Source organism: Pseudomonas sp. GW822-FHT01E03, assembly GCF_058802985.1.
This window is the reverse complement of sequence record NZ_JBXAOQ010000013.1, coordinates 23,616-46,976: the sequence shown is the minus strand read 5'-3', so window position 1 is coordinate 46,976 and position 23,361 is coordinate 23,616. Positions and strand designations below refer to the sequence as shown.

Annotated in this window: 16 protein-coding genes; 14 read left to right on the top strand and 2 right to left on the bottom strand. The window is 60.2% G+C overall.

The genetic code is table 11. The features are described 5' to 3' along the window. Positions 1-188: 188 nt before the first annotated feature. The 4 genes from AC1RP7_RS23580 (at position 189) to AC1RP7_RS23565 (ending at position 3,989) form a co-directional block, all read left to right on the top strand. Positions 189-1,004: a helix-turn-helix transcriptional regulator gene (locus AC1RP7_RS23580; RefSeq protein WP_493180925.1), complete on the top strand. Its 816-nt coding sequence runs from the start codon at positions 189-191 to the stop codon at positions 1,002-1,004. A gap of 50 nt (positions 1,005-1,054) precedes the next feature. Further along, on the top strand, positions 1,055-2,461 hold the full coding sequence (locus AC1RP7_RS23575) for an NAD(P)/FAD-dependent oxidoreductase (RefSeq protein ID WP_493180924.1): 1,407 nt from the start codon (positions 1,055-1,057) through the stop codon (positions 2,459-2,461). 29 nt (positions 2,462-2,490) lie between these two features. Beyond that, the gene (locus tag AC1RP7_RS23570; protein WP_090455273.1) at positions 2,491-2,832 is read left to right on the top strand and encodes a cupin domain-containing protein; all 342 of its coding nucleotides are present in this window, start codon (positions 2,491-2,493) and stop codon (positions 2,830-2,832) included. A gap of 71 nt (positions 2,833-2,903) precedes the next feature. Then, complete coding sequence (locus tag AC1RP7_RS23565; protein WP_218495766.1) at positions 2,904-3,989, top strand: polyamine ABC transporter substrate-binding protein; 1,086 nt, start codon at positions 2,904-2,906, stop codon at positions 3,987-3,989. A 43-nt stretch (positions 3,990-4,032) separates the two neighbouring features. Here the strand turns inward: AC1RP7_RS23565 and AC1RP7_RS23560 are convergent, their stop codons facing one another. Beyond that, a complete protein-coding gene (locus AC1RP7_RS23560) occupies positions 4,033-4,689 on the bottom strand; it encodes a lysozyme inhibitor LprI family protein (RefSeq protein WP_057714793.1) in 657 nt (218 codons plus the stop codon). A 572-nt stretch (positions 4,690-5,261) separates the two neighbouring features. Between AC1RP7_RS23560 and AC1RP7_RS23555 the strand changes: the two genes are divergently transcribed. The 8 genes from AC1RP7_RS23555 to AC1RP7_RS23520 all read left to right on the top strand — a co-directional run bounded on the left by AC1RP7_RS23555 (position 5,262) and on the right by AC1RP7_RS23520 (position 18,749). Next, entirely contained in the window at positions 5,262-6,719 is a 1,458-nt protein-coding gene (locus AC1RP7_RS23555; RefSeq protein ID WP_493180923.1) for a serralysin family metalloprotease, read from the top strand. An 81-nt stretch (positions 6,720-6,800) separates the two neighbouring features. After that, complete coding sequence (locus AC1RP7_RS23550; RefSeq protein WP_493180922.1) at positions 6,801-7,214, top strand: AprI/Inh family metalloprotease inhibitor; 414 nt, start codon at positions 6,801-6,803, stop codon at positions 7,212-7,214. A 161-nt stretch (positions 7,215-7,375) separates the two neighbouring features. After that, entirely contained in the window at positions 7,376-9,151 is a 1,776-nt protein-coding gene (locus tag AC1RP7_RS23545) for a type I secretion system permease/ATPase (RefSeq protein ID WP_493180921.1), read from the top strand. 35 nt (positions 9,152-9,186) lie between these two features. Next, a complete protein-coding gene (locus AC1RP7_RS23540) occupies positions 9,187-10,497 on the top strand; it encodes an HlyD family type I secretion periplasmic adaptor subunit (protein WP_493181017.1) in 1,311 nt (436 codons plus the stop codon). Positions 10,498-10,499: 2 nt separating this feature from the next. Continuing rightward, the gene (locus AC1RP7_RS23535) at positions 10,500-11,867 is read left to right on the top strand and encodes a TolC family outer membrane protein (RefSeq protein WP_090455261.1); all 1,368 of its coding nucleotides are present in this window, start codon (positions 10,500-10,502) and stop codon (positions 11,865-11,867) included. 154 nt (positions 11,868-12,021) lie between these two features. Beyond that, positions 12,022-15,069: an autotransporter domain-containing protein gene (locus AC1RP7_RS23530; RefSeq protein WP_493180920.1), complete on the top strand. Its 3,048-nt coding sequence runs from the start codon at positions 12,022-12,024 to the stop codon at positions 15,067-15,069. Positions 15,070-15,092: 23 nt separating this feature from the next. Beyond that, complete coding sequence (locus AC1RP7_RS23525) at positions 15,093-16,793, top strand: polyurethane esterase (protein ID WP_090455258.1); 1,701 nt, start codon at positions 15,093-15,095, stop codon at positions 16,791-16,793. A 102-nt stretch (positions 16,794-16,895) separates the two neighbouring features. Further along, positions 16,896-18,749, top strand: coding sequence for a polyurethane esterase (locus AC1RP7_RS23520; protein WP_340311937.1), 1,854 nt, complete (start codon positions 16,896-16,898; stop codon positions 18,747-18,749). Positions 18,750-18,871: 122 nt separating this feature from the next. Here the strand turns inward: AC1RP7_RS23520 and AC1RP7_RS23515 are convergent, their stop codons facing one another. Beyond that, positions 18,872-19,096: a YgdI/YgdR family lipoprotein gene (locus AC1RP7_RS23515; RefSeq protein ID WP_057714802.1), complete on the bottom strand. Its 225-nt coding sequence runs from the start codon at positions 19,094-19,096 to the stop codon at positions 18,872-18,874. Positions 19,097-19,293: 197 nt separating this feature from the next. Between AC1RP7_RS23515 and AC1RP7_RS23510 the strand changes: the two genes are divergently transcribed. Both AC1RP7_RS23510 and AC1RP7_RS23505 read left to right on the top strand, forming a co-directional pair. Further along, positions 19,294-20,961, top strand: a complete 1,668-nt coding sequence (locus AC1RP7_RS23510; RefSeq protein ID WP_493180919.1) for a VRR-NUC domain-containing protein — start codon at positions 19,294-19,296, stop codon at positions 20,959-20,961. Beyond that, positions 20,958-23,237 carry an ATP-dependent DNA helicase gene (locus tag AC1RP7_RS23505; RefSeq protein WP_493180918.1) on the top strand — a complete coding sequence of 760 codons (2,280 nt, stop codon included), beginning with the start codon at positions 20,958-20,960 and terminating at the stop codon, positions 23,235-23,237. The genes AC1RP7_RS23510 and AC1RP7_RS23505 overlap by 4 nt, the downstream gene beginning before the upstream one ends. Positions 23,238-23,361 lie beyond the last annotated feature (124 nt).

Sequence of the window (23,361 nt, the reverse complement as noted above, 5' to 3'; positions counted from 1 at the left end):
CAATTTTTAAAAGTAGCATCCGGATGTGAAAACAATGTGGAGTTTTCAGGTCGTTTGGCGATTGCCGGCGCTTTTTTTGATTCAGGTCACGCTTATCGGCCATTTGCGGGCACAAGCCATCATCGGTTTAGTCGTTGAAGACAAAACGGAAGTTGGGCAAGCTCGGTCTTTTCCCGTCGAGGTGTTCAATGCACGCCGATGATGATGGCCCACTGCAAACCCAGGCCACGGGCGAGACGGTCATGCGCTATCACTTGCGCTGGAAGCACCGGGATCTGGATGGCGTCATGGCGCTTTATCACCCTGAAGTCCAGTACAACGACTTTTTCCAGAACCGGGTCATGGGCCTGGCCGAATTGCGCGAATATGTGCGCAGCAGCATGCCCCGGGATCCGGATGAAGCGCTGGAGCACTCCGACCGCATTCGACTGGACGGCAACACTGCGTTCATTCAGTACCGCATCACCTTGCGCGGTGGTGAAGGGTTGGTGTCGTTCCGCGCCAGCGAAGCGATCACCGTCAAGGACGGGCTGATCTGGCGGGTCAATGAATATGCTTCATTGGTGCACGAACAACCCGGCAGCAAAACGTCCGGCAACCAGCGCCCGGCGGTCAGCCGGCTCGGCCTGTCGCCTCGCCAACTGAGCTTCATGGCCGATGACCTGCAGCAGTATTTCCAGCGCCAACAGCCTTATCTGGACCCGGAGCTCGATCTGCAACGAGTGGCGAAGGAGTGTGGCTACAGCCGCAACCAGATTTCCTACCTGTTGAATCAGGTGCTGGGCCAGAGCTTCTACCGCTACGTCAACCAGGCGCGCCTGCAACATTTGCTTGCGGCGCTGGATGCCGCCATGCTGCCAGTACGCATCGACGAAATGGCCTTCGCCGCCGGATTCAATTCGCTGTCGGCGTTCTACAGCTGTTTCCGCCAGCACACCGGCCAGTCCCCCAAGGCCTACGTCAAACAAATTTCTTTGCGTGCACGCGCGCAAGACAACGCCTGAGGCCACGCACTAGGATCGACGCCATCGAAGTTTGAGTGGCGGAGTCTTGCATGCCGGCGTGGCGCACTATCAGTTTGTGGATGGACCAGCTTGACGAGCCGCTATTGGCGCGTCCGGCGCTGGAGCGGGACCTGGATGTCGACGTGGCGATCATCGGCGCGGGTTATACCGGACTCTGGACCGCGTACTACCTCAAGCGGCACAAACCTGACCTGAACATCGCCATCGTCGAAGCGCAAACCGCCGGTTTCGGCGCGTCGGGGCGCAATGGTGGCTGGCTGATGGGCAATTTGCTGGGAGAAGACCGCCTGCTGGCCAAACTGTCGGCCGAAGCGCGCCGCGCCTCCTACGATTTGCTGCACAGCATTCCGGATGAAGTGGAGATTGTCCTCGAACGTGAGGGAATCGACTGCGATTACCGCAAAGGCGGGGTGCTGTATTGCGCCGCACGCTATCCGGAGCAGGAGGCCAGCCTGCGTCGCTACCTGGACGATCTCCACCGCCAGGGCCTCAACGACAGCCACTATCGCTGGCTTACCCCGGAACAACTGGCGCAACAGATCCGCGTCGCCAAACCCTACGGCGGTATCTACGCGCCGCACGTGGCGACCATTCACCCGGCCAGGCTGGTACGGGGGCTGGCCCGGGCGGTGGAGCGCCTGGGCGTCAGAATCTACGAAAACAGCCCGGTCACCCATTGGCAGTCCGGCAGTCTGCGCACGGCCAAAGCTTCGGTGCGCAGTCGCTGGGTGGTGCCGGCGGTAGAAGGCTACTCCGTGACGCTGCCGCCATTGGGGCGTTATCAGATGCCGGTGCAGAGCCTGATCGTCGCGACCGAGCCCTTGTCGGCGGCCACCTGGGACGAAATCGGCCTGAGTCACGGCCAGGCATTCAGCGAGGCCAGTCGCCAGGTCACCTACGGTCAACGCACCGCTGACAACCGATTGATCTTTGGCGCCCGAGGCGGGTACCAGTTCGCTGGCAAGCTGCGCCACGACTTCGACCTGAGCGCTGACGAAATACACCTGCGGCGTTATCTGTTCGGCGAACTGTTCCCGCAGTTGAAGAACGTGCAGATCACCCATTCCTGGGGCGGCAACCTGGGCATGTCCCGGCATTTCCAGCCACACATGCTTTGCGACCGGGCCAACGGCATTGCCCTGTCGGGCGGTTATGGCGGGGAGGGCGTTGGCGCCAGCAACCTGGGAGGCCGCACGCTGGCCGACCTGATCCTGGGGCGCGACACCGATCTGGTACGCCAACCGTGGGTCATCCCCCAGCGCGGCCTCGACGCACTGCGGGCCTGGGAGCCGGAGCCGATCCGCTGGCTCGGCTACAACGCGATCATCCGCAGCTTTGTCCACGAGGACCAGACCCTGGCCAACCCGGCCACAGCGCCCTGGCGGCGCAGGCTGGCCAGCGGGGTGGCCGGTTTCATGGAAGCTTTCATGCACTAAACAGCGTCTCTACATCGACAGGTATCCCCATGAGCATCACGCAATTCAAGAACACCGCAACCCTGAAACTGGACGAGTCCAATCCGGTCGTCGTACCCCTGGGAACTCCCGTGGCCGTGGCTTCGACCACCAGCGTCGAACGCGACGACGGCGTCGAGACCGGTGTCTGGGAATGTACCCCCGGGCGCTGGCGGCGGCAGATCGTCGCCCAGGAATTCTGTCACTTCATTCAGGGCCGCTGCACCTTCACGCCCGACGGCGGCGAACCGCTGCACATCGAGGCCGGCGACGCGCTGATGCTGCCAGCCAATAGCCTCGGTATCTGGGACATCCAGGAAACCGTGCGCAAGACCTACGTTTTGATTTTTTGAATGCTTTTGAAATTTGAAAGCTGATCTTTTGATTGCCTGCCAATAACAACAACCTCTACAGGAATCGACTCATGATCCGAAAGACCCTGACTCTGGCTCCGCTGATGCTGGTTGCATCCATCAGCCAGGCCGCCGAAACCGTCAAAATCTATAACTGGTCGGATTACATCGCGCCAGACACCACGAAAAACTTCCAGAAAGAAACCGGCATCGGCTTCACCTACGACGTCTACGACAGCAACGAAACCCTCGATGGCAAGCTGATGACCGGAAAATCCGGTTACGACGTGGTGTTTCCGTCCAACCACTTCATGGCCCGGCAGATTGAAGGCGGCGCACTGAAGAAGCTCGACAAGAGTCAGTTGCCGAACTGGAAAAACCTCAACCCGGTATTGCTCAAGGCATTGCAGACCAACGACCCGGGCAACGAGCACGGCTTCCCTTACCTGTGGGGCAGCACCGGCATCGGCTACAACATTGCCAAGGTCAAGGCGGTGCTGGGCGACAACGCCCCGGTGGATTCCTGGGACCTGATCTTCAAGCCCGAGAACATGCAGAAGTTGCAGAAGTGCGGCGTGGCCATCCTCGACAACGGCCCCGAACTGCTGCCGGCCGCGTTGAACTACCTCGGTTTGCCGCATCACAGCAAGAACCCGGAAGACTACAAAAAGGCCGAAGCCCTGCTGATGAAGGTGCGGCCGTATGTCAGCTATTTCCACTCGTCCAAGTACACCAGTGATCTGGCCAATGGCGACATCTGCGTCGCGGTCGGTTTCTCCGGCGACATCCTGCAAGCGGAAAACCGCGCCAGGGAAGCCAACAATGGCATCGACATCGGCTACTCGATTCCCAAGGAAGGCGCAGCGATCTGGTTCGATATGGTCGCGATGCCGGCCGACGCTCCGGACGACAAGGCCGGCTACGCCTTTATGGACTACCTGCTGCGCCCGGACGTCATGGCCAGCGTCAGCAACTACGTGCATTACGCCAATGGCAACGAGCAGGCCGACAGCCTGATCGACCCTGCGATCAAGAACGACACCAAGGTTTACCCAAGTCCTGAAATGATGGGCAAGCTGTTTGCGCTGGAAGCCATGCCACTGAACATCGACCGGGTGCGTACCCGGGTCTGGAACAAGATCCGCACCGGCAGCTGACAAGCTGCATCAGGCCACCGGGAAAGGATGTCCCGATGCGCCATCAGCCAACTGGCTCGAGCGTACAACGCATTTGCCCCGAGCCCGGGATCTGTAACAGGGCCTCGTCACCGGTTTGCCAAAAGCCGTAGCTACCCCGCAAATCCTTGCCGTTGTATTGGCTTGCATAATCGTTCGGTACCTGGATAAGGGTGGCAGAGGTATTCGCCCATTTCAGGTACACCACACGCGGCTCGACATTGAAGAAAGTAGCGGCAATCAACGCGTTCAATCCTGCGCAACGAAAGGCTACGGGGCCATCGGTGAGCCTGCTTGGATCCTTGGTCCTCGCAATGGCCGAACCCTGGCGAAGCTGGTGTGCGCGTTCGGCATAACTGCGGATCGTGCAGGCCTTGGGCTCTGCCTTGGTGGCACATTGATTTCGCGCGTCGACCCAGAAGCGCTGTTCGATCTCGACCTTGTCGGGGCGCGGTACCGAATGATCGTCCGTGAGCGCCAGGCGATAAAGGCGTGTCAGTTCAATCTCCATCCGCTTCAGCTGTGGGTCGCGACAGATCAGCTTCTCGACGGATGCGCTGGCCCTGGCGCAGTCGAAGCTGGTTGCCAGGACCGTAGTCGTCCCGGCATTCGCACAAATGCTCATTACCGCACACGCGCTGGCGGCGATGAGAGCGGCCAAAAGAGGCGTGACCATTTTCATGTCGGCTTCACCCGGATCATTTCGTGAGGCCCGTGGTGTAAGGCAATCCATCGAACCCTTGCACCGTCATTCGTTCATGGGCTGTATCGCAGTTTAAGGCAGTGTGCAAAACCTGCCACACCGGGGAGGGTTCCAGTGGGGCGACAACGCCGGTTGTGCAGCCTTTGCGGAGCTGAAATGGTTATTGCCTGATGGTCATTCGTTGCCTGCTCGCGAAGAGCGATAACCCGGTATTCAGAGGTGATCACTTCATTGAAATGTTTAACAGATTAAACATAAATAGTCGGACGATTCGAGTGCCCGGAAATTTACCTATATTTAATAATTAAATTGTCGATTGTCCGACAATAACTCCCGTCTAATATTTTTTAATTCAATACTTTCTCAGTACGCCCACTGTTTACGGGCACATTCCTGAATGCGCAAATTTGACGTCAAAAAAGTAGTGGACGTTTGATTTCTAATTGTGTCAGTTTTCCTACGCCTTCATTGGGCGAGTGATAGGACGATCTCGCCAGGGATCGTCTTTATCTGACAAAAACTGTTCCATAGCTAAACAAGGAAGTGTGTTTATGTCGAAAGTAAAAGATCACGCTATTGATTCCGCCGAACAGGTGCTGCTGCCACTGTCAGCATTGGCGGCAAGCAGTTCTGCATTCAATCAGATCAATAGTTTCAGCCATCAGTATGATCGGGGCGGCAACCTCACGGTCAATGGCAAACCGTCATTCTCCGTCGATCAGGCAGCCAATCAATTGCTGCGCGACGGCGCTGCTTACCAGGACAAGGATGGTAGCGGCAAAATAGAGCTGACCTATACCTTCCTGACTTCGGCATCGTCTAGCACGATGTACAAGCACGGGATTACCGGGTTCAGTCAGTTCAGCGCGCAGCAGAAAGCCCAGGCCGTGCTCGCCATGCAATCCTGGGCCGACGTGGCCAATGTTACCTTCACTGACAAGGCCAGCGGCGGCGATGGCCACATGACCTTCGGCAACTACAGCGGCGGTCAGGACGGTGCGGCTGCGTTTGCCTACCTGCCTGGTACCGGGGCCGGTTACGACGGGACTTCCTGGTACCTGATCAACAGCAGTTACACGCCCAACAAGACCCCGGACCTGAACAACTATGGCCGGCAAACCCTGACCCACGAAATCGGCCACTCCCTGGGCCTGGCCCACCCCGGCGACTACAACGCCGGCGAGGGTGCACCGACCTACAATGACGCGTCCTATGGGCAAGACACCCGCGGCTACAGCGTCATGAGCTACTGGAGTGAAAGCAATACCAGTCAGAACTTCAGCAAGGGCGGCGTCGAAGCCTACGCGTCCGGCCCGCTGATTGACGATATCGCTGCCATTCAGCAGCTCTACGGTGCCAACACCACCACTCGCACCGGCGACACTACCTACGGTTTCAACTCCAACGCCGGTCGCGACTTCCTTGGCGCGTCTTCTTCGGCGGACAAGGTGGTGTTTTCGGTCTGGGATGCAGGCGGCAAGGACACCCTGGACTTTTCCGGGTTTACCCAGAACCAGAAGATCAACCTCAATGAAACGTCGTTCTCGGACGTCGGCGGCCTGGTGGGTAACGTCTCCATCGCCAAGGGTGTCACCGTCGAGAACGCCATTGGCGGTTCTGGCAACGACTTGCTGATCGGTAACAACGTGTCCAACGAGCTCAAAGGCGGTGCCGGCAACGACATCCTTTACGGCGCTGGCGGCGCGGACAAACTGTGGGGCGGCGCAGGTTCGGACACCTTCGTGTTTGCGGCCAGCAGTGACTCCAGGCCAGGTACGGTCGACCAGATCCTCGACTTTGTCAGCGGTCTGGACAAGATCGACCTGACCGGCATCACCAACGGCGCGGGCCTGCACTTTGTCAGCGCCTTCACCGGGGCGGTGGGCGATGCGGTGCTCAGCACCTCGAGCGGCAACAGTTTGTTGTCGATCGACTTCTCGGGGCATGGCGCGGCTGATTTCCTGGTCAGTACCGTGGGCCAGGCGGCGTACTCGGACATCGTGGCTTGATGTGAGGTGAACAAGGAGGGCGGCGCCCGATGCGCTGCTCTCTTACCGTAAGCAGGGTTGCGGCCCGGAGTACAAGAACCTATGACGCACAGCGTCTTTTCCCGCAAGACAAGCGCGTGGCTACTGGCAGCGTTGATGATGTTTTTTGGAGAGGAAACCATGGCAAGCAGTCTGAAACTGGCGGATCCGTCAGAGTTGGCTGGCAATTGGCTGGCTACGCTAAGAGCCGCGCAAGACAGGGACAAATCACCGCTCGTTGCTTCGAATGAATGCTTGATCGACTTTCAGCCAAATCAAACCCTGGGTGCTGGCGCGGACTGTTTCACCGCCTGGCTTGGGGAGCAGGCGATCGGCTGGTTTCCCGAACCGGACGGCATTGCAATCACCGGCAAGGAAGGCTCAAAAATCCTGTTTTTCAACCGTCAGTTCGAAGGGCTTTATCAAGGTACTTTGCAGTCGGGTCGGATCATTACCCTCAAGCGGCCGACGCGTTAGCCGCAAAAGCAGTCAAGCGCAATCCCCCGGCACTTTATCGATCACAAAACATTGTTCGTTATTTGTAAACGATAACGGGCAAACAATGTCTCGACCGTGTGCGGACAGTTAACTGGAACCTCGCCCGCGCGTGGCGATAAATATCAGCTCAGGAATAACCAATGAAGATGGCGAAGGCCCCAGCCACCGCACCATTAATAAAGGCACTGGGGGACTATAAGAGCATCTTGATCAGCGTCGGTTGTTTTACCGCCCTGATCAACATTCTGATGTTGGCGCCCTCTATCTACATGCTGCAAGTCTATGACCGGGTACTGTCTTCGCAGAATGAAACAACACTGGTCATGTTGTCGCTGATGATTGTCGGGTTCTTTGCCTTTATCGGTTTGCTGGAAGCTGTCCGCAGTTTCATCGTCATCCGTATTGGCAGTCAGTTGGAGCGACGGTTCAATCTGCGGGTCTATCGGGCGGCGTTCGAGCGCAACCTGTTCAAAGGCGAAGGCAATGCGGGACAGGCGCTGGGGGATCTGACACATATTCGCCAGTTCGTCACCGGCCCGGCGTTGTTCGCGTTTTTCGATGCGCCGTGGTTCCCGGTGTACCTGTTGGTGATTTATTTGTTCAACATCTGGCTCGGCGTTTTTGCCACGGCGGGGGCTCTGCTGCTGATTGCGCTGGCTTGGCTGAATGAGTCCATGACCAAAAAACCGTTGGGCGAAGCCGCCGCGTGTTCCCAGCAATCCAGCCAATTGGCCACCAGCCATTTGCATAACGCCGAAACCATTCAGGCCATGGGCATGCTGGGGGCGTTGCGCAATCGCTGGTTTCAGGTGCATTCACGGTTCCTCGGCCTGCAAAACCAGGCCAGCGACACGGGCGCCGTCATCAGTTCCTTGAGCAAAACCCTGCGCCTGTGCCTGCAATCGTTGGTGCTGGGCCTTGGCGCATTGCTGGTGATCAAGGGTGACATGACTGCGGGAATGATGATTACCGGTTCGATCCTGATGGGCCGTGTGCTGAGTCCTATCGATCAGTTGATCGCCGTATGGAAACAATGGAGCGGCGCCAAGCTGGCTTACCGCCGTCTCGACGCCTTGCTGCAAGCCTTCCCGTCGGGCGACGAGGCCATGGCGCTGCCGGCGCCGAAGGGCCAGATCACCTTTGAGCAGGTTAGCGCGGCGCCTCCGGGGCAACGGGCGGCGACCCTGCACCTGGTCAGTTTCAGCCTCGCAGCGGGTGAGGTGATGGGCGTGCTCGGTGCTTCCGGTTCCGGTAAATCGACACTGGCACGGGTACTGGTGGGTGTCTGGCCGACGCTCGGTGGTACGGTGCGGCTCGACGGTGCGGACATCCATCGCTGGAACCGCGACGACCTCGGGCCTTACATCGGTTACCTGCCGCAGGACATCGAGTTGTTCAGCGGCAGCATCGCGCAAAACATCGCGCGTTTCCGCGAGGCCGATCCACAGAGCGTCGTGGCCGCCGCACAGCAGGCCGGGGTGCATGAACTGATCCTGCGCCTGCCGCAAGGGTACGACACCGTGCTCGGCGAAGACGGTAGTGGCCTTTCCGGCGGGCAGAAACAACGGGTGGCCCTGGCCCGTGCGCTGTACGGCCAGCCGCGCCTGGTGGTGCTGGATGAGCCGAACTCCAACCTCGACACCGTGGGTGAAGCGGCGTTGGCCAGCGCGATTGCGCAAATGAAGGCCCAGGGCACCAGCGTGATTCTGGTGACCCATCGTTCTTGCGCATTGGCCCAGGCCGACAAGTTGCTGGTGCTCAACGACGGGCGCTTGCAGGCGTTCGGTTCGAGCCAGGACGTGCTCAAGGCACTCTCGGGCGCTCAGCAAGCACAACATGAAAAAACCGCACAAGCGCCGGGCGGGCTCAGCATGAGCTGGCAGTCTCAGCCCGCGACAAGGAGTTCGGGCGTATGAGCCGCAGCCAAGTAAAGCCTCAAAACGAAGCGACGATGGAGCAGGACTACCTGGCTGGACAGCCTGAACGCGACGCGCGTTACTTCGCTCGCCTGGGCTGGATACTGGCGATTGTCGGCGCTGGCAGTTTCTTCACCTGGGCCAGCCTGGCCCCCCTCGATCAGGGCATACCGGTACAGGGCACAGTGGTGGTTTCGGGCAAGCGCAAGGCCGTGCAGTCGATGAGCAACGGCGTGGTCAGCCAGATTCTGGTGAGCGAAGGCCAGCGGGTGAAACAGGGCCAGCCGTTGTTCCGGCTCGACCAGACCCAGGTCGCCGCGGACGTGCAATCGTTGCAAGCGCAGTACCGCATGGCCTGGGCCAGCCTTGCCCGTTGGCAAAGCGAGCGGGACAACCTCAAGCAGGTGAATTTCCCCGCCGAGCTAAGCAATGATCCCGACCCGCGTCTGGCGTTGGTGCTCGAAGGCCAGCGCCAGTTGTTCAGCAGTCGTCGCGATGCCTTCGCCCGCGAGCAGGCCGCGTTGCGCGCCAGCATCGAAGGCGCCGGCGCGCAACTGGCCGGCATGCGCCGTGCCCATACCGACTTGAGCGCTCAGGCCGATTCCCTGCAACAACAGCTAAGCAATCTGACGCCACTGGCGGAAAACGGCTACATCCCGCGCAATCGGTTGATGGAGTACCAGCGGCAACTGTCGCAAGTGCAACAGCAGTTGGCCGAAAACCTCGGCGAAAGCGGTCGGGTGGAGCAGGGCATTGTCGAGTCCCGCTTGAAGTTGCAACAGCATATCGAGGAGTACCAGAAAGAAGTACGCACCCAACTGGCCGAAGCGCAGCTCAAAAGCGTGACGCTGGAGGAACAGTTGACCTCCGCCGGGTTCGATCTGCAGCACAGCGAGATCATCGCCACGGCTGACGGCATTGCGGTCAATCTGGGTGTACACACGGTAGGCGCGGTGGTGCGCCAGGGCGACAACCTGCTGGAGATCGTGCCTCAGGACACGCGCCTGGAAGTGGAAGGGCACCTGCCGGTCAACCTGATCGACAAGGTCGGTCCGCACCTGCCGGTGGATATCCTGTTCACCGCCTTCAACCAGAGCCGCACCCCGCGAGTACCAGGTGAAGTCAGCCTGGTCTCCGCCGACCAGTTGCTCGATGAGAAAACCGGCGCACCGTACTACGTGCTGCGCAGCAGCGTCAGTGACCAGGCCATGGAGAAACTCAATGGCCTGGTGATCAAGCCCGGTATGCCGGCGGAAATGTTCGTGCGTACCGGTGAGCGTTCGCTCCTCAATTATTTGTTCAAACCGCTGCTCGACCGGGCAGGCTCCGCGTTGACCGAGGAATAAGGATGTTCGGCTGTATGAAAAAGCTTTCGATGCTCGGGGCGGCGTTGATGTTGTTCGCGGGCAACCAGGCCGTGGCGGCCATGGGACCGTTCGAGATCTATGAACAGGCACTGCACAATGATCCGGTATTCCTCGGCGCCATCAAGGAACGCGATGCAGGCCTTGAGAACCGTGCCATCGGCCGCGCCGGGTTGTTGCCAAGACTGGGTTACAACTACAACAAGGGCAGGAACAGCTCCAAGGCCACCTACCTCAACGAGCGCGGGCAAAACCAGAGCGATGACCGCAACTACAGCAGTTACGGTTCCAGCCTCACCTTGCAACAGCCGTTGCTCGACTACGAGGCCTACGCGGCTTATCGCAAGGGCGTCGCGCAATCGCTGTTTTCCGACGAAAACTTTCGTGGCAAGAGCCAGCAATTGCTGGTGCGGGTGCTGGAAAACTACACCAAGGCGTTGTTCGCCCAAGACCAGATCGATATCGCCCTGGCCAAGAAGAAAGCTTTCGAGCAGCAGTTCCAGCAGAACGAGCAGATGTTTCGCCAGGGCGAAGGTACTCGCACGGACATTCTCGAAGCCGAATCGCGCTATGAGCTGGCCACCGCCGAAGAAATCGAAGCACGTAATGAACAGGATGCATCTCTGCGCGAACTCGGCGCGCTGATCGGTGTGCCGGCGATCGACATTGCCGACCTTGCACCACTGGATCAAAACTTCCAGACCTTCACCCTGCAACCGGCCAATTACGACACCTGGCATGAGATGGCCGTGGCCAACAACCCCAACCTGGCTTCCCAGCGCCAGGCGCTTGAAGTGGCGCGCTACGAGGTCGAGCGCAATCGGGCCGGGCACCTGCCCAAGGTCAGCGCCTACGCCACGGTGCGTCAGAATGAATCGGAAAGCGGCAACACCTACAACCAGCGCTACGACACCAACACCATCGGCATCGAAATCAATGTGCCGCTGTACGCCGGCGGTGGTGTATCTGCATCGACCCGCCAGGCAAGCCGTGCGATGGAACAGGCCGAGTACGAACTGGACGGCAAGACCCGGGAAACCCTGATCGAATTGCGACGGCAGTTCAGCGCCTGCCTGACAGGGGTGAGCAAGCTGCGTGCCTATCAGAAGGCCCTGGTCTCCGCCGAAGCGCTGGTGGTCTCGACCAGGCAAAGCATTCTGGGCGGTGAGCGGGTCAACCTCGATGCGCTCAATGCCGAGCAACAACTGTTTACCACCCGCCGGGATCTGGCCCAGGCCCGCTACGACTATCTGATGGCCTGGACCCGGTTGCATTTCTACGCCGGGACCTTGAGCGAGCAGGACCTGGCCAAGGTGGATGAGGCCTTCGGCCAGGGACCGAGGGTGCAGTAGCTATTAAAAACAGTATGGAGAGGACTCAAAAAATGCCTGTCTGTTGAGGAACTGAACACCGCAGCCTCTGTAGTGGCGCGTTTTAACCAAGAGGAATTGAGGCAAGGCTTCTAACAACAAGGATTTTGGCAACACAACTAAGGAAGGTAGCTCGATGAATAACAAGTACAACAATCTAGCCGTGCTCTGCGCGTTGGCCACACTGGGCACCGCACACGCGGCACCCTACGTGGAAAACGGCAGGACAGGCGATCCCGAAAGCTGGCGCAGCACAGAGTTCAGCGCTGACTGGGGCCTGGGGGCGATCAACGCGCAGGATGCCTATGCGGCCGGTTACACCGGCAAAGGCGTGAAGCTGGGGATCTTCGACCAACCGGTATACGCCTTGCACCCGGAGTTTTCCGGAGCCAATAAGGTCATCACGCTGGTGACCAGCGGCATCCGCGAGTACACCGACCCGTACATTCCGGTCAAGGTCGGGGACGCCTTTCTCTATGACGGTTCGCCCTCGGTGGGCTCCAACGGCAAACTCGGTGCCCACGGCACCCACGTTGGCGGGATCGCCGCCGGCAGCCGCGATGGCGGACCGATGCACGGCGTCGCCTTTGGTGCACAGATCATCAGCGCCGACAACGGCGACCCGGGCCCGGAAGACGGTATCGTACGCGGCAACGACGGCGCGGTGTACAAGGCCGGTTGGGACGCCCTGATCGCCAGCGGCGCGCGGATCATCAACAATAGCTGGGGCATCGGCATCACCGACCGCTTCGACCTCGGCGGTCGGGACCCGGCGTATCCGCACTTCACCGTGCAGGATGCACAACTGCAGTTCAACGAGATCCGGACCTTGCTGGGGACCAAACCCGGCGGTGCCTACGACGGCGCCATCGCGGCGGCCCGCAGCGGCATCGTGACGATTTTCGCCGCCGGTAACGACTACAACCTCAACAACCCGGACGCCATCGCCGGCCTCGGTTATTTCGTCCCCGAGATCGCGCCGAACTGGATGACCGTCGCGGCCTTGCAGAAGAACCCGGACACCAACAGTCCCGCCCCCTACAACATCAGCACCTTCTCGTCGCGCTGCGGCTACACCGCGAGTTTCTGCGTGTCGGCGCCAGGCAGCCGGATCTACAGTTCGATCATCAGCGGCACCGATGCCGCTGACCTGACTACCGGCTACGCCAATTACAACGGCACCTCCATGGCGGCACCGCACGTTGCCGGCTCGGTGGCGGTGTTGATGGAACGCTTCCCGTACATGACCGGCGCACAAGTCGCCAGCGTGCTGCGTACCACCGCCACCGACCTCGGCGCACCCGGCGTCGATTCGCTGTATGGCTGGGGCATGATCAACCTGCGCAAAGGCATCGACGGCCCGGCGATGCTCGTCACCGAGCAGGACATTCCCGAAGAGTTCCGCATCGACGGCGCCTACGGCTCCAGTCAGTTTGTCGCGGACTTGCCGGGTATCGGCGCGATCATCGACGCCGGCAAACCCACCGAGCGTGTGTGCAACGACGTGCACTGCGGGCTCGACGTCTGGCGCAACGACATATCCGGCCACGGCGGCCTGACCAAGCAGGGCATCGGCACGCTGGTGCTGACCGGAGCCAACACCTACAACGGCCAGACCCTGGTCAATCAGGGCCGATTGGCCGTCAACGGTTCGCTGCTATCGGCCGTCACCGTCAATGACAATGGCATCCTCGGTGGTAACGGCAGTATCGCGGCACTGACTGCGAAAAGCGGCGGTACCGTGGCGCCCGGCAACTCCATCGGCACCTTGCAGGTGACGGGCGACATGACCTTCGAGCCCGGCTCGACCTACGCCGTAGAGGTGTCGCCCACCCGCAGCGACCAGATCATTGCCGGCGGCACAGCCACCATCGAAGGCGCAACGGTCAGCCTGACCCTGGAAAACAGTCCAACGCTGCTGACCACCGGCGAGGCGAAAACCCTGCTGGGCAATCAGTACAACATCCTGCAAGCCGCTGGCGGGATCGAAGGGCGTTTCGGGGCGGTGTTGCCGGACTACCTGTTTATCGGTGGCACCCTCGGTTACACGACGGACAGCATTCAACTGGCGGTGGAGCGCAATGCGACATCTTTCACCAGTGTAGGCCTGACCCCGAATCAACGGGCCGTGGCCGCTGCCGCCGAGCAACTGGGAACAGGCAATCGGCTCTACGAAACCCTGCTGTTGTCGCCGACCGCCGCTGTCGCGCAACAAGCGTTCCGGCAACTGTCCGGTGAGATTCATCCGGCGATCGGCACGCTGCTGATCAACGACAGCCGCTACCTGCGCGATGCGGTCGGCGAACGTCTGCGCGAGCGTGATCTGTTCGACGCCAGCGCACCGACCGATGACCGCAGCAATGCCTGGCTCAAAGTGCTCGGCGCCTGGGGCAAGAGCGATGGCGGGAATGACAACGCCAGTTCCAACAGCTCCATCGGCGGGCTGCTGGCCGGCGTCGATGGCTTGATCACTGAAGACACACGACTGGGTTTCGTTACCGGTTATAGCGACAGCTCGTTGAGCATGGGCGATGGCACGCACTCGTCGGCATCGGTCGACAGCTACCACTTGGGCGCCTACCTGGGCCACAAAATCGACGCGCTGCGCCTGAGCGTCGGCGGTGCTTACAGCTGGCATCGCATCGACGTCAAACGCGACCTGCAATTCGGTGACGTCAGCGGCAAGCAGAAATCCAAACGCGATGCGACCACCGCGCAACTGTTCACCGAAGCGGCGTATCGCCTGGACCTGCAACCGCTGGCACTGGAGCCGTTCGTCAACCTGGCTTACGTGCACCTGAACAGCGACAGCTTCAGCGAAAAAGGTGACGCCGCCGCACTCAAGGGCGGTGAAAACAACCGCGACGCGGTGCTCTCGACCCTTGGCCTGCGGGCGAGCAAAGCCATTGCGCTGTCCGATCAGCAACAACTGGAACTGTCCGGCACGCTCGGCTGGCAGCACAACCTGGGCAACACCCGTTCCGAAGACCACCTGGCCTTCGTCAATGGCAACACCGCGTTCAGCGTGCAAAGCGTGTCCATGGACCGCAATGCCGCGGTGGTCGGTGCCCGGGCCGGCTGGGCGCTGGGACGCGATACCCGCTTGAACCTGGACTACAACGGACTGCTCGGCTCCCGGGAAAAAGACCATGGTGTGGGCCTGACCCTGGACTGGCAGTTCTGATTTGACGCAAAGGAAGCAAGAAAATGGGACTGTTTGATTACAAAAATGCCGGCAGTGAGGCCGGCAAGGCGTTGTACTCCGACGCGATCGCGCTGGCGCTGTACGCGTATACGCCTACCGGCCAGCCACTCCCGGCGACCGCCTGGGCGCCAATTGGTGCCTCGGCCTTGGGCTATCAGGGCAAGGTTGGCACCCAAGGTACCTTCTATGGCGAGAAGGACGGCTTCACCAGCGCCGAAGCCGAAATCCTCGGTAAATACGACGGGGCCGGGAACCTGATCGGCCTGGGCATCGCCTTCCGTGGTACCGGTGGCCTGGGGTACAGCGACACCTTCGGCGACATGAAAAACAACCTGTTGGCCGCAGTCGGTCCGGTGGATTATGCGAGCAACTACGCGAAAAACGCTTTCGACAGCCTGCTCAAGAGCGTCGCTGCATTCGCCATCGCCCACGGCCTGAGTGCCAGGGACGTTGTGGTCAGCGGGCATAGCCTTGGCGGTTTGGGGGTCAACAGCCTGGCGGAGTTGAGTGGCAATGACTGGGGCGGTTTCTTCAAGGACGCCAACTACATCGCCTTCGCTTCGCCAACCCAAAGCGCCACCGGCAACAATGTGCTCAACATCGGTTATGAGAACGACCCGGTGTTTCGGGTGCTCGACGGCACTACCTTCAGCAGTGGCTCACTGGGCAAGCACGATGGTCATCAGGATTCAGCGACCAACAACGTCGTCAACTTCAATGACCAGTACGCCTCCACCGCGCAGAACCTGGTGCCCTTCAGCATTCTCAACCCGCTGAACTGGTCGGCCCATGGATCGCCGGGTTACGCCGACGGACTGAACCGGGTGATCGACTCTGCCTTCTATGACCTGACCGGGAAGGATTCGACCCTGATCGTCTCCAACCTGTCGGCGTCGTCTCGCGGCGCCACCTGGGTCGAGGACCTCGGGCGCAGTGGCGAGCCGCACACGGGCAGCACGTTTATCATCGGCACCGACAGCGCCGATTGGCTCAAGGGCGGCGCCGGCAATGACTTCATCGAAGGCCGGGACGGCAACGACCGTTTCCGCGACGACGGCGGCTTCAACATACTTTTGGGCGGCAAGGGCAACAACACGTTCGAACTGCTCAAGCCACTGCAGAACTTCAGCTTCGCCAACGATGGCGATGGCACGCTGTTCGTGCGTGACGCCTATGGCGGCATCAGCATGACCCGGGACATCGGCGCGCTGGTGAGCCAGGAGTCCGGATCATGGTGGAGCACCAGGGACATCACCTGGACCGTCACCGGCAACGGCCTGCTCAACGGCAACGAACTGACCCGCTACAGTCATTCGCTCAACGGCGATGCCCTCGGTAATACGCTGTTGGCCGACGCCCAGGGCGACTGGCTGTTCGGCAACGGCGGCGATGACGTATTGCGCAGCGACAAGGGCCACGTGACCTTCGTCGGCGGCAACGGCAACGACGTGATGCATTCCACCGGGGACGGCAGCAATACCTTCCTGTTCAGCGGCGCTTTCGGATTTGATGCGATCAATGGCTACCAGGGCAGTGACACCCTGGTGTTCATGGGCGTTGAAGACGCGGGGCAGGGCTATGACTACCGACAGCATGTCTCCCAGGCCGGTCAAGACACGGTGCTGAAGGTTGGCGACTTTTCCGTGACCCTGGTCGGGGTGGGGCTGGATAACCTGTCGACTTCCGGTTTTGTGTTTGCCTGACAGATTTTTGTAACAGCACTGGAGGCTCCGGGCATCTCGCGATCGAGGTGTCCCGGCTGTGAGCTATCTCTGACAATTCCAACAAAGAGAGAGGCAATACCCATGGGTGTGTACGACTACAAGAACCTTGGTACAGAAGACGCCAAAGCGTTGTTCACCGACGCGATGGCAATCACGCTGTACTCCTATCACAACCTCGACAACGGCTTTGCCACCGGTTACCAGCACAACGGTTTCGGCGTGGGCCTGCCGGCAACGTTGGTGACCGCGCTGATTGGCGGCACCGACTCCCAAGGGGTGATTCCCGGTATCCCCTGGAACCCCGATTCGGAAAAGGCCGCACTGGACGCGGTACAGAAAGCCGGTTGGACACCCATCACCGCCGCGCAGCTGGGTTATGACGGCAAAGTCGATGCACGGGGAACCTTCTTCGGTGAAAAGGCCGGCTATACCAGCGCCCAGGTGGAAATCCTCGGTAAATACGACGCCCAAGGGCACCTCACGGAAATCGGCATCGCCTTTCGCGGCACCAGTGGCCCTCGTGAAAGCCAGATCAGTGACTCCATCGGCGATGTCATCAATGACCTGTTGGCGGCATTGGGTCCACAGGATTACGCGAAAAACTATGTGGGTGAAGCGTTCGGCAAGCTGCTCGCCGACGTCGCGGCGTTTGCCCGGGCCAACGGGTTGTCCGGTAATGACGTGCTGGTCAGTGGTCACAGTCTCGGCGGGCTGGCAGTCAATAGCCTGGCGGATTTGAGCCGCGAAAAATGGGGCGGTTTCTTCCAGGATTCCAACTACATTGCCTACGCCTCGCCAACTCAAGGCAGCAGCGACAAAGTGCTGAACGTCGGCTATGAAAACGATCCAGTGTTCCGCGCGCTGGACGGTTCGGCGTTCAACCTGGCATCGGTCGGTGTGCACGATGCCGATCAAGCCTCGGCCACCAACAACATTGTCAGCTTCAATGACCACTACGCGTCGACCGCATGGAATCTGCTGCCGTTTTCCATCCTCAACATTCCGACCTGGATTTCCCACTTGCCGACCGGTTATGGCGACGGCATGACCCGGGTGCTGGAGTCAGGGTTCTACGACCTCACCAGCAAAGACTCGACCATTGTTGTTGCCAACCTCTCGGACCCGGCGCGGGCCAACACCTGGGTCCAGGACCTGAACCGCAATGCCGACATCCACAAAGGCAGCACTTTCATTATCGGCAGTGACGGCAACGACCTGATCCAGGGCGGCAAGGGCAACGACTATCTGGAAGGCCGCGACGGCAACGACACCTTCCGTGATGCCGGTGGCTACAACGTCCTTTTGGGCGGCAACGGGCACAACGTGCTCGACTTGCAGCAGTCGGTGAAAAACTTCGACTTTGCCAACGACGGCGCCGGCAACCTGTACATCCGCGATGCCAATGGCGGCATCAGTATCACCCGTGACATCGGCAGCATCATGAGCAAGGAGCCTGGCTTTTTATGGGGGCTGGTCAAGGATGACGTGACCCACAGCGTCACCGCAAACGGGCTGGCGGACGGCAACCAGCTGACCCGGTACGAGTCGTCGATAAAGGGGGGCATGGGGAACGATACGCTCAAGGCGCAGGCGGTCGGCGATTGGTTGTTCGGTCTCGACGGCAACGATCATTTGATCGCAGGCAAGGGCAACGACGTCTTGATCGGCGGGGCCGGCAACGACCTGCTGGAATCGGGGGGCGGGATCGATACGTTCCTGTTCAACGGCGCGTTTGGTCACGACCGGGTGTTGGGCTATCAGTCGAACGACAAACTGGTGTTTCTCGGGGTACAGGGTGTTACGCCGGCCGACGACTTCCGGGACCATGCCACCGTGGTGGGGCAGGATACCGTGCTGACGTTTGGCAATGATTCAGTGACATTGGTCGGGGTCGGGCTGGACAGTTTGTCGGGTGCGGGGTTTGTGATCGCCTGATGGTGAGTTGGCGCCGGTAAGGGCCTCTTCGTCGGAGCGCCGCCCGGACCAGGCCCGCTCCCGCAAGGTTGGCGCATACCCTGTGGGAGCGGGCTTTCCCGCGATGAACGATAACGCGAAATTCAGTCTTCCCTGCGAATCGTGGCCACTTCATCAGCCTTGACTTTCACTTTCGCCCCGGAAATATCTTCGAACTCGAAGAAGCCATCCTTTGTCTTGGTTTCCGGCATGTCCTTGGTCAAATACTGGGTGCCGTTCTGCAGGGTCACCACCGTTGGCGTCGAGCAACCGGCCAGCATCAGCAGGGCCGCCGCCGCCAAGGGCAAGCCCAATGTCTTGATGTCCATAATCACCTCCCGTACGTTTTGAAGCAGCACCATCAGCTCGAGGCTGTCACCGTTTCTCTCTGGCGGTTGGTGCCGCCCGGGGGCAGAAAGTTCTACTGCCCGGAAAAAATACCGTACAGCGCCGCCATTTATCCTTTTCCGATTGCGCCGCGCAGGGCGGAACTGGTATCTGTACGCATAACCAGTATTCGCTCGCCATGGCCCATTTCCCTGTGACTGCAAATCCCCTCGACGATCCGTTCTACTACTTGAACAACTTCATGCAAGTGCTTGATTGGCTTGAGCAGCGCTTTGCCGATGTGTTGAGCGTCGACGAGCAGCGCTTCATTCATGAGTTTAAGCGCTTACCCCGTGAGTCGCAGGCACTGCTGGTCAGAATGGTCATGCGCAAGGGTGTTCATTTCAGGGCGAGCAAACTGCACTATGACGAAATCGGCGATACCGGCTGCGCCGTCGGGCCGCTCTTGGCGCTCGGCTGGGTCGATGAGCGAATGCCGTTGGCGGTCGAAGCGCTGTTCGAGGTGCTGCTCAAGGGTGAAATCCTCCAGGCCTTTGGCCCGGTCATCGATCAACCCAAAGGCAGGAAAGCCGATTGGTTGCCGGCGCTGTGCGAGCAGTTTCCCCAGGTGCAAAGCTTCAACGACTGGTGTCCGAGCCTGGACGAGCGCCTGTTCAGCCTGACCATCATGCAATTGTGCGATCGCCTGCGCCTGATGTTTTTCGGCAACCTGTATCAGGACTGGTCGGAGTTCGTATTGGCCGACCTCGGTATCTACACCTACGAAAAAGTCGAATTCTGTGCCGAGTCCCGTGGCTTGCGCAGCCGCGAAGACGTGGATGCCTGTGTCCTCCTGCATGCATATCAGCAACAATTCGAGGCCGGTGAAGCGCTGGAAGAGGTGGCCGAGCGGATCAAGGGCCTGGCGCTGGACAATCCGTGGTTGCAACGCCGGCGCGGCAAGCTGCTGTTCCAGGTGGCCCAGTACTGCGAACGCATCGGGGATTTCTCCATGGCCCTGAACCTGTACCGCGAATGCGCTTTTCCCGGCGCGCGTGCGCGGCTCATTCGCGTACTGGAACGCAGCGGTCAGTTTGAACAGGCGATGGACCTGGCCGTGCAGGCTGAACAGGCACCGCAAAGCGCCGCGGAACACCAACAGTTGCTCCGCGTCCTGCCACGTCTGCGGCGCAAGCTCGGCGGGCCGCCCATTAAGCGGGCAGCGCCTCGGGAAATGCAGCGCCTGGACCTGCAATTGCCCAGGACAGACCCGGCATTATCGGTCGAGTTCTACGTTCAGGCACATCTGGCGCAAGATTCGGCGCCGGTGCACTACGTGGAAAACAGTCTGGTCAATTCATTGTTTGGCCTGCTGTGTTGGCCAGCGATCTTCGCGCCTTTGCCGGGGGCGTTTTTTCACCCGTTCCAGCGGGGGCCGGTGGATTTGCTCAGCGAAGACTTCCATGTCCGCCGGGCCGAACTGTTTCAGGCTTGCCTGGCCGAACTCGACGACGGGCGCTATCGGCAGACCATCCGCGAACGTTATGCCGCCAAGTGGGGCGTGCAGTCGCCGTTCGTGTTCTGGAGCGTGCTCAGCGAAGAGTTGCTGGAGCAAGCCCTCGATTGCCTCCCGGCCGAGCACCTCAAGCACTGGTTCAACCGCCTCTTGCTGGACATCAAGGCCAATCGCGCCGGCATGCCGGACCTGATCCAGTTCTGGCCGCAGCAAAAGACCTACCGCATGATCGAGGTCAAGGGCCCGGGCGATCGCCTGCAGGACAACCAGTTGCGCTGGCTGGAGTTCTGTCATGAGCACCAGATGCCCATCGCCGTGTGCTACGTGCAATGGGCGGAGCAGGGCGATTGAGCTACAGCATCGCGGTGCGGGCGCTGTGCGAGTTCACCGCCAAGGCCGGCGACCTCGACCTGCGCTTCACGCCGTCACCGACCGCGCTGGAAGGTATCGTCGGGCACCGTACGGTGGCCTCGCGGCGCAGCGAAGGTTACCAAAGCGAAATTGCCCTTGAGGGCCAGTATCAAACCTTGACGGTCAAGGGCAGGGCGGATGGCTATGACCCCGGGCAAAACTCCCTGGAGGAGGTCAAGACCTACCGCGGCGACTTGAGCAAACAACCGGCCAACCACCGCCAATTGCATTGGGCCCAGGCCAGGATCTACGGCTGGTTGATGTGTCGGAAACTGCACCTCTCGCGGATCAGTCTGGCACTGGTGTATTTCGACATCGTCAGTGAAAAGGAGACCCGCCTGGTCGAGTCTTTCGACGCCATCGAGCTGCAACAGTTCTTCGAACGGCATTGCGCGCGGTTCCTGCAATGGGCCGAACAGGAAGTCGCCCATCGAGAAGGGCGCAATCTGGCTGCGCAGGGCCTGGCCTTTCCCCATGCCGGTTTTCGACCGGGGCAGCGTCATCTGGCCGAATCGGTGTTCAAGGCCGTCAGTACGGGGCGCTGCCTGATGGCCCAGGCGCCCACGGGCATCGGCAAGACCCTGGGCACCTTGTTCCCCATGCTCAAGGCGCTGGCGCCGCAGCAACTGGACAAGGTGTTCTTCCTTACGGCGAAAACCCCGGGACGGCAACTGGCCCTGGACGCCGCGCAGGTGATGCTTGCCAGCGCCGATGCGCCGCCGTTGCGGGTGCTGGAGATGATCGCCCGGGACAAGGCCTGCGAACATCCGGACAAAGCCTGCCACGGCGAGTCCTGCCCACTGGCCCGGGGGTTCTACGATCGCCTGCCCGCCGCACGGCAGGCGGCCAGTCAACTGAGCCTGTTGAACCAGAGCGCCTTGCGCGAGGTCGCCCTGGCGCACGATGTCTGCCCGTATTACCTGAGCCAGGAAATGGCGCGTTGGGCCGACGTGGTGGTTGCCGACTACAACTATTATTTCGATTTCAGCGCGTTGCTGTTCGGTCTGGCCCAGGCCAACAACTGGAAGGTCGCGGTGCTGGTCGACGAAGCCCACAACCTGGTGGAACGCGGCCGGCAGATGTACAGCGCCAGCCTCGACCAGGCGACCTTCAACGGCGTGCGCAAAACCGCGCCCGAAGCGCTGAAAAAACCGATGCAACGGGTCAGCCGCGAGTGGAATGCCCTGCATAACGCGCAAACCGGCGCCTATCAGGCCTATGACAAAGCGCCGGAAAAGCTCCTGCAGGCGCTGTCATCGTGCAGCGCCAACATCGGTGACTACCTCAACGAGCACCCTCAAGGCCTGGATAGCGCACTGCAGGGATTTTACTTCGACATGCTGCACTTTTGCCGGGTCGCCGAACTGTTCGATGAGCAGTTCCTGTTCGACATCAGCAAGCGCGACCTCGAGCGCCATCGCAACCTCTCGCAACTGTGCCTGCGCAATGTAGTCCCCGCCGGCTTCATCCACCCGCGCCTGACCGCCGCGCGTAGCACGGTGCTGTTTTCCGCGACCCTCAGCCCCCGGCACTATTACGCCGATTTACTGGGAGCGCCGCAGGACACGGTGTGCATCGACGTCGAGTCGCCGTTTCACGCCGATCAACTGCAAGTGCACATCGTCGACCAGATCTCCACGCGGTTCGTACATCGCCAGTCCTCTCTCGAACCGATCGTGGACTTGATCGCCAGACAGTTCTGCAAACGCCCCGGCAATTACCTGGCGTTTTTCAGCAGTTTCGAATATTTGCAGCAGGTGGCGCAGTTACTCGCCGAGAAACATCCGAATATCAGTCAGTGGTCGCAGTCCCGAGGCATGGGCGAAGCGCAGCGTCAGCAGTTTCTCGATCAATTCCACGCCGAAAGCCAGGGCGTCGGCTTTGCGGTATTGGGCGGGGCCTTTGGTGAAGGCATCGATTTGCCCGGCGCCAGGCTGATCGGCGCGTTTATCGCCACGCTGGGGCTGGCGCAACTCAATCCGGTAAATGAGCAACTGAAACGGCGCATGGCCGCCATTTTCGGTGCCGGTTATGACTACACCTACCTTTATCCCGGCGTACAGAAAGTGGTTCAGGCCGCTGGACGGGTCATCCGCACGCAACAGGATCAAGGAGTGGTGATGTTGATCGACGATCGTTTTGGCGAGCACAAGGTCAGGCAACTACTGCCGCGCTGGTGGTCGATTGCGCCAACGATTTTTCGCTCTGCGCCGTAGGAGTCTTTACCTTTAAAAACAAATACATACCTTGATTAAAACAAAGAATTGAACAATCAGCGCCAGCACGCTTTATTGGAAAGGCTAGATGTCACAACCCAATTCTTTGATAAGGAAATCAAGG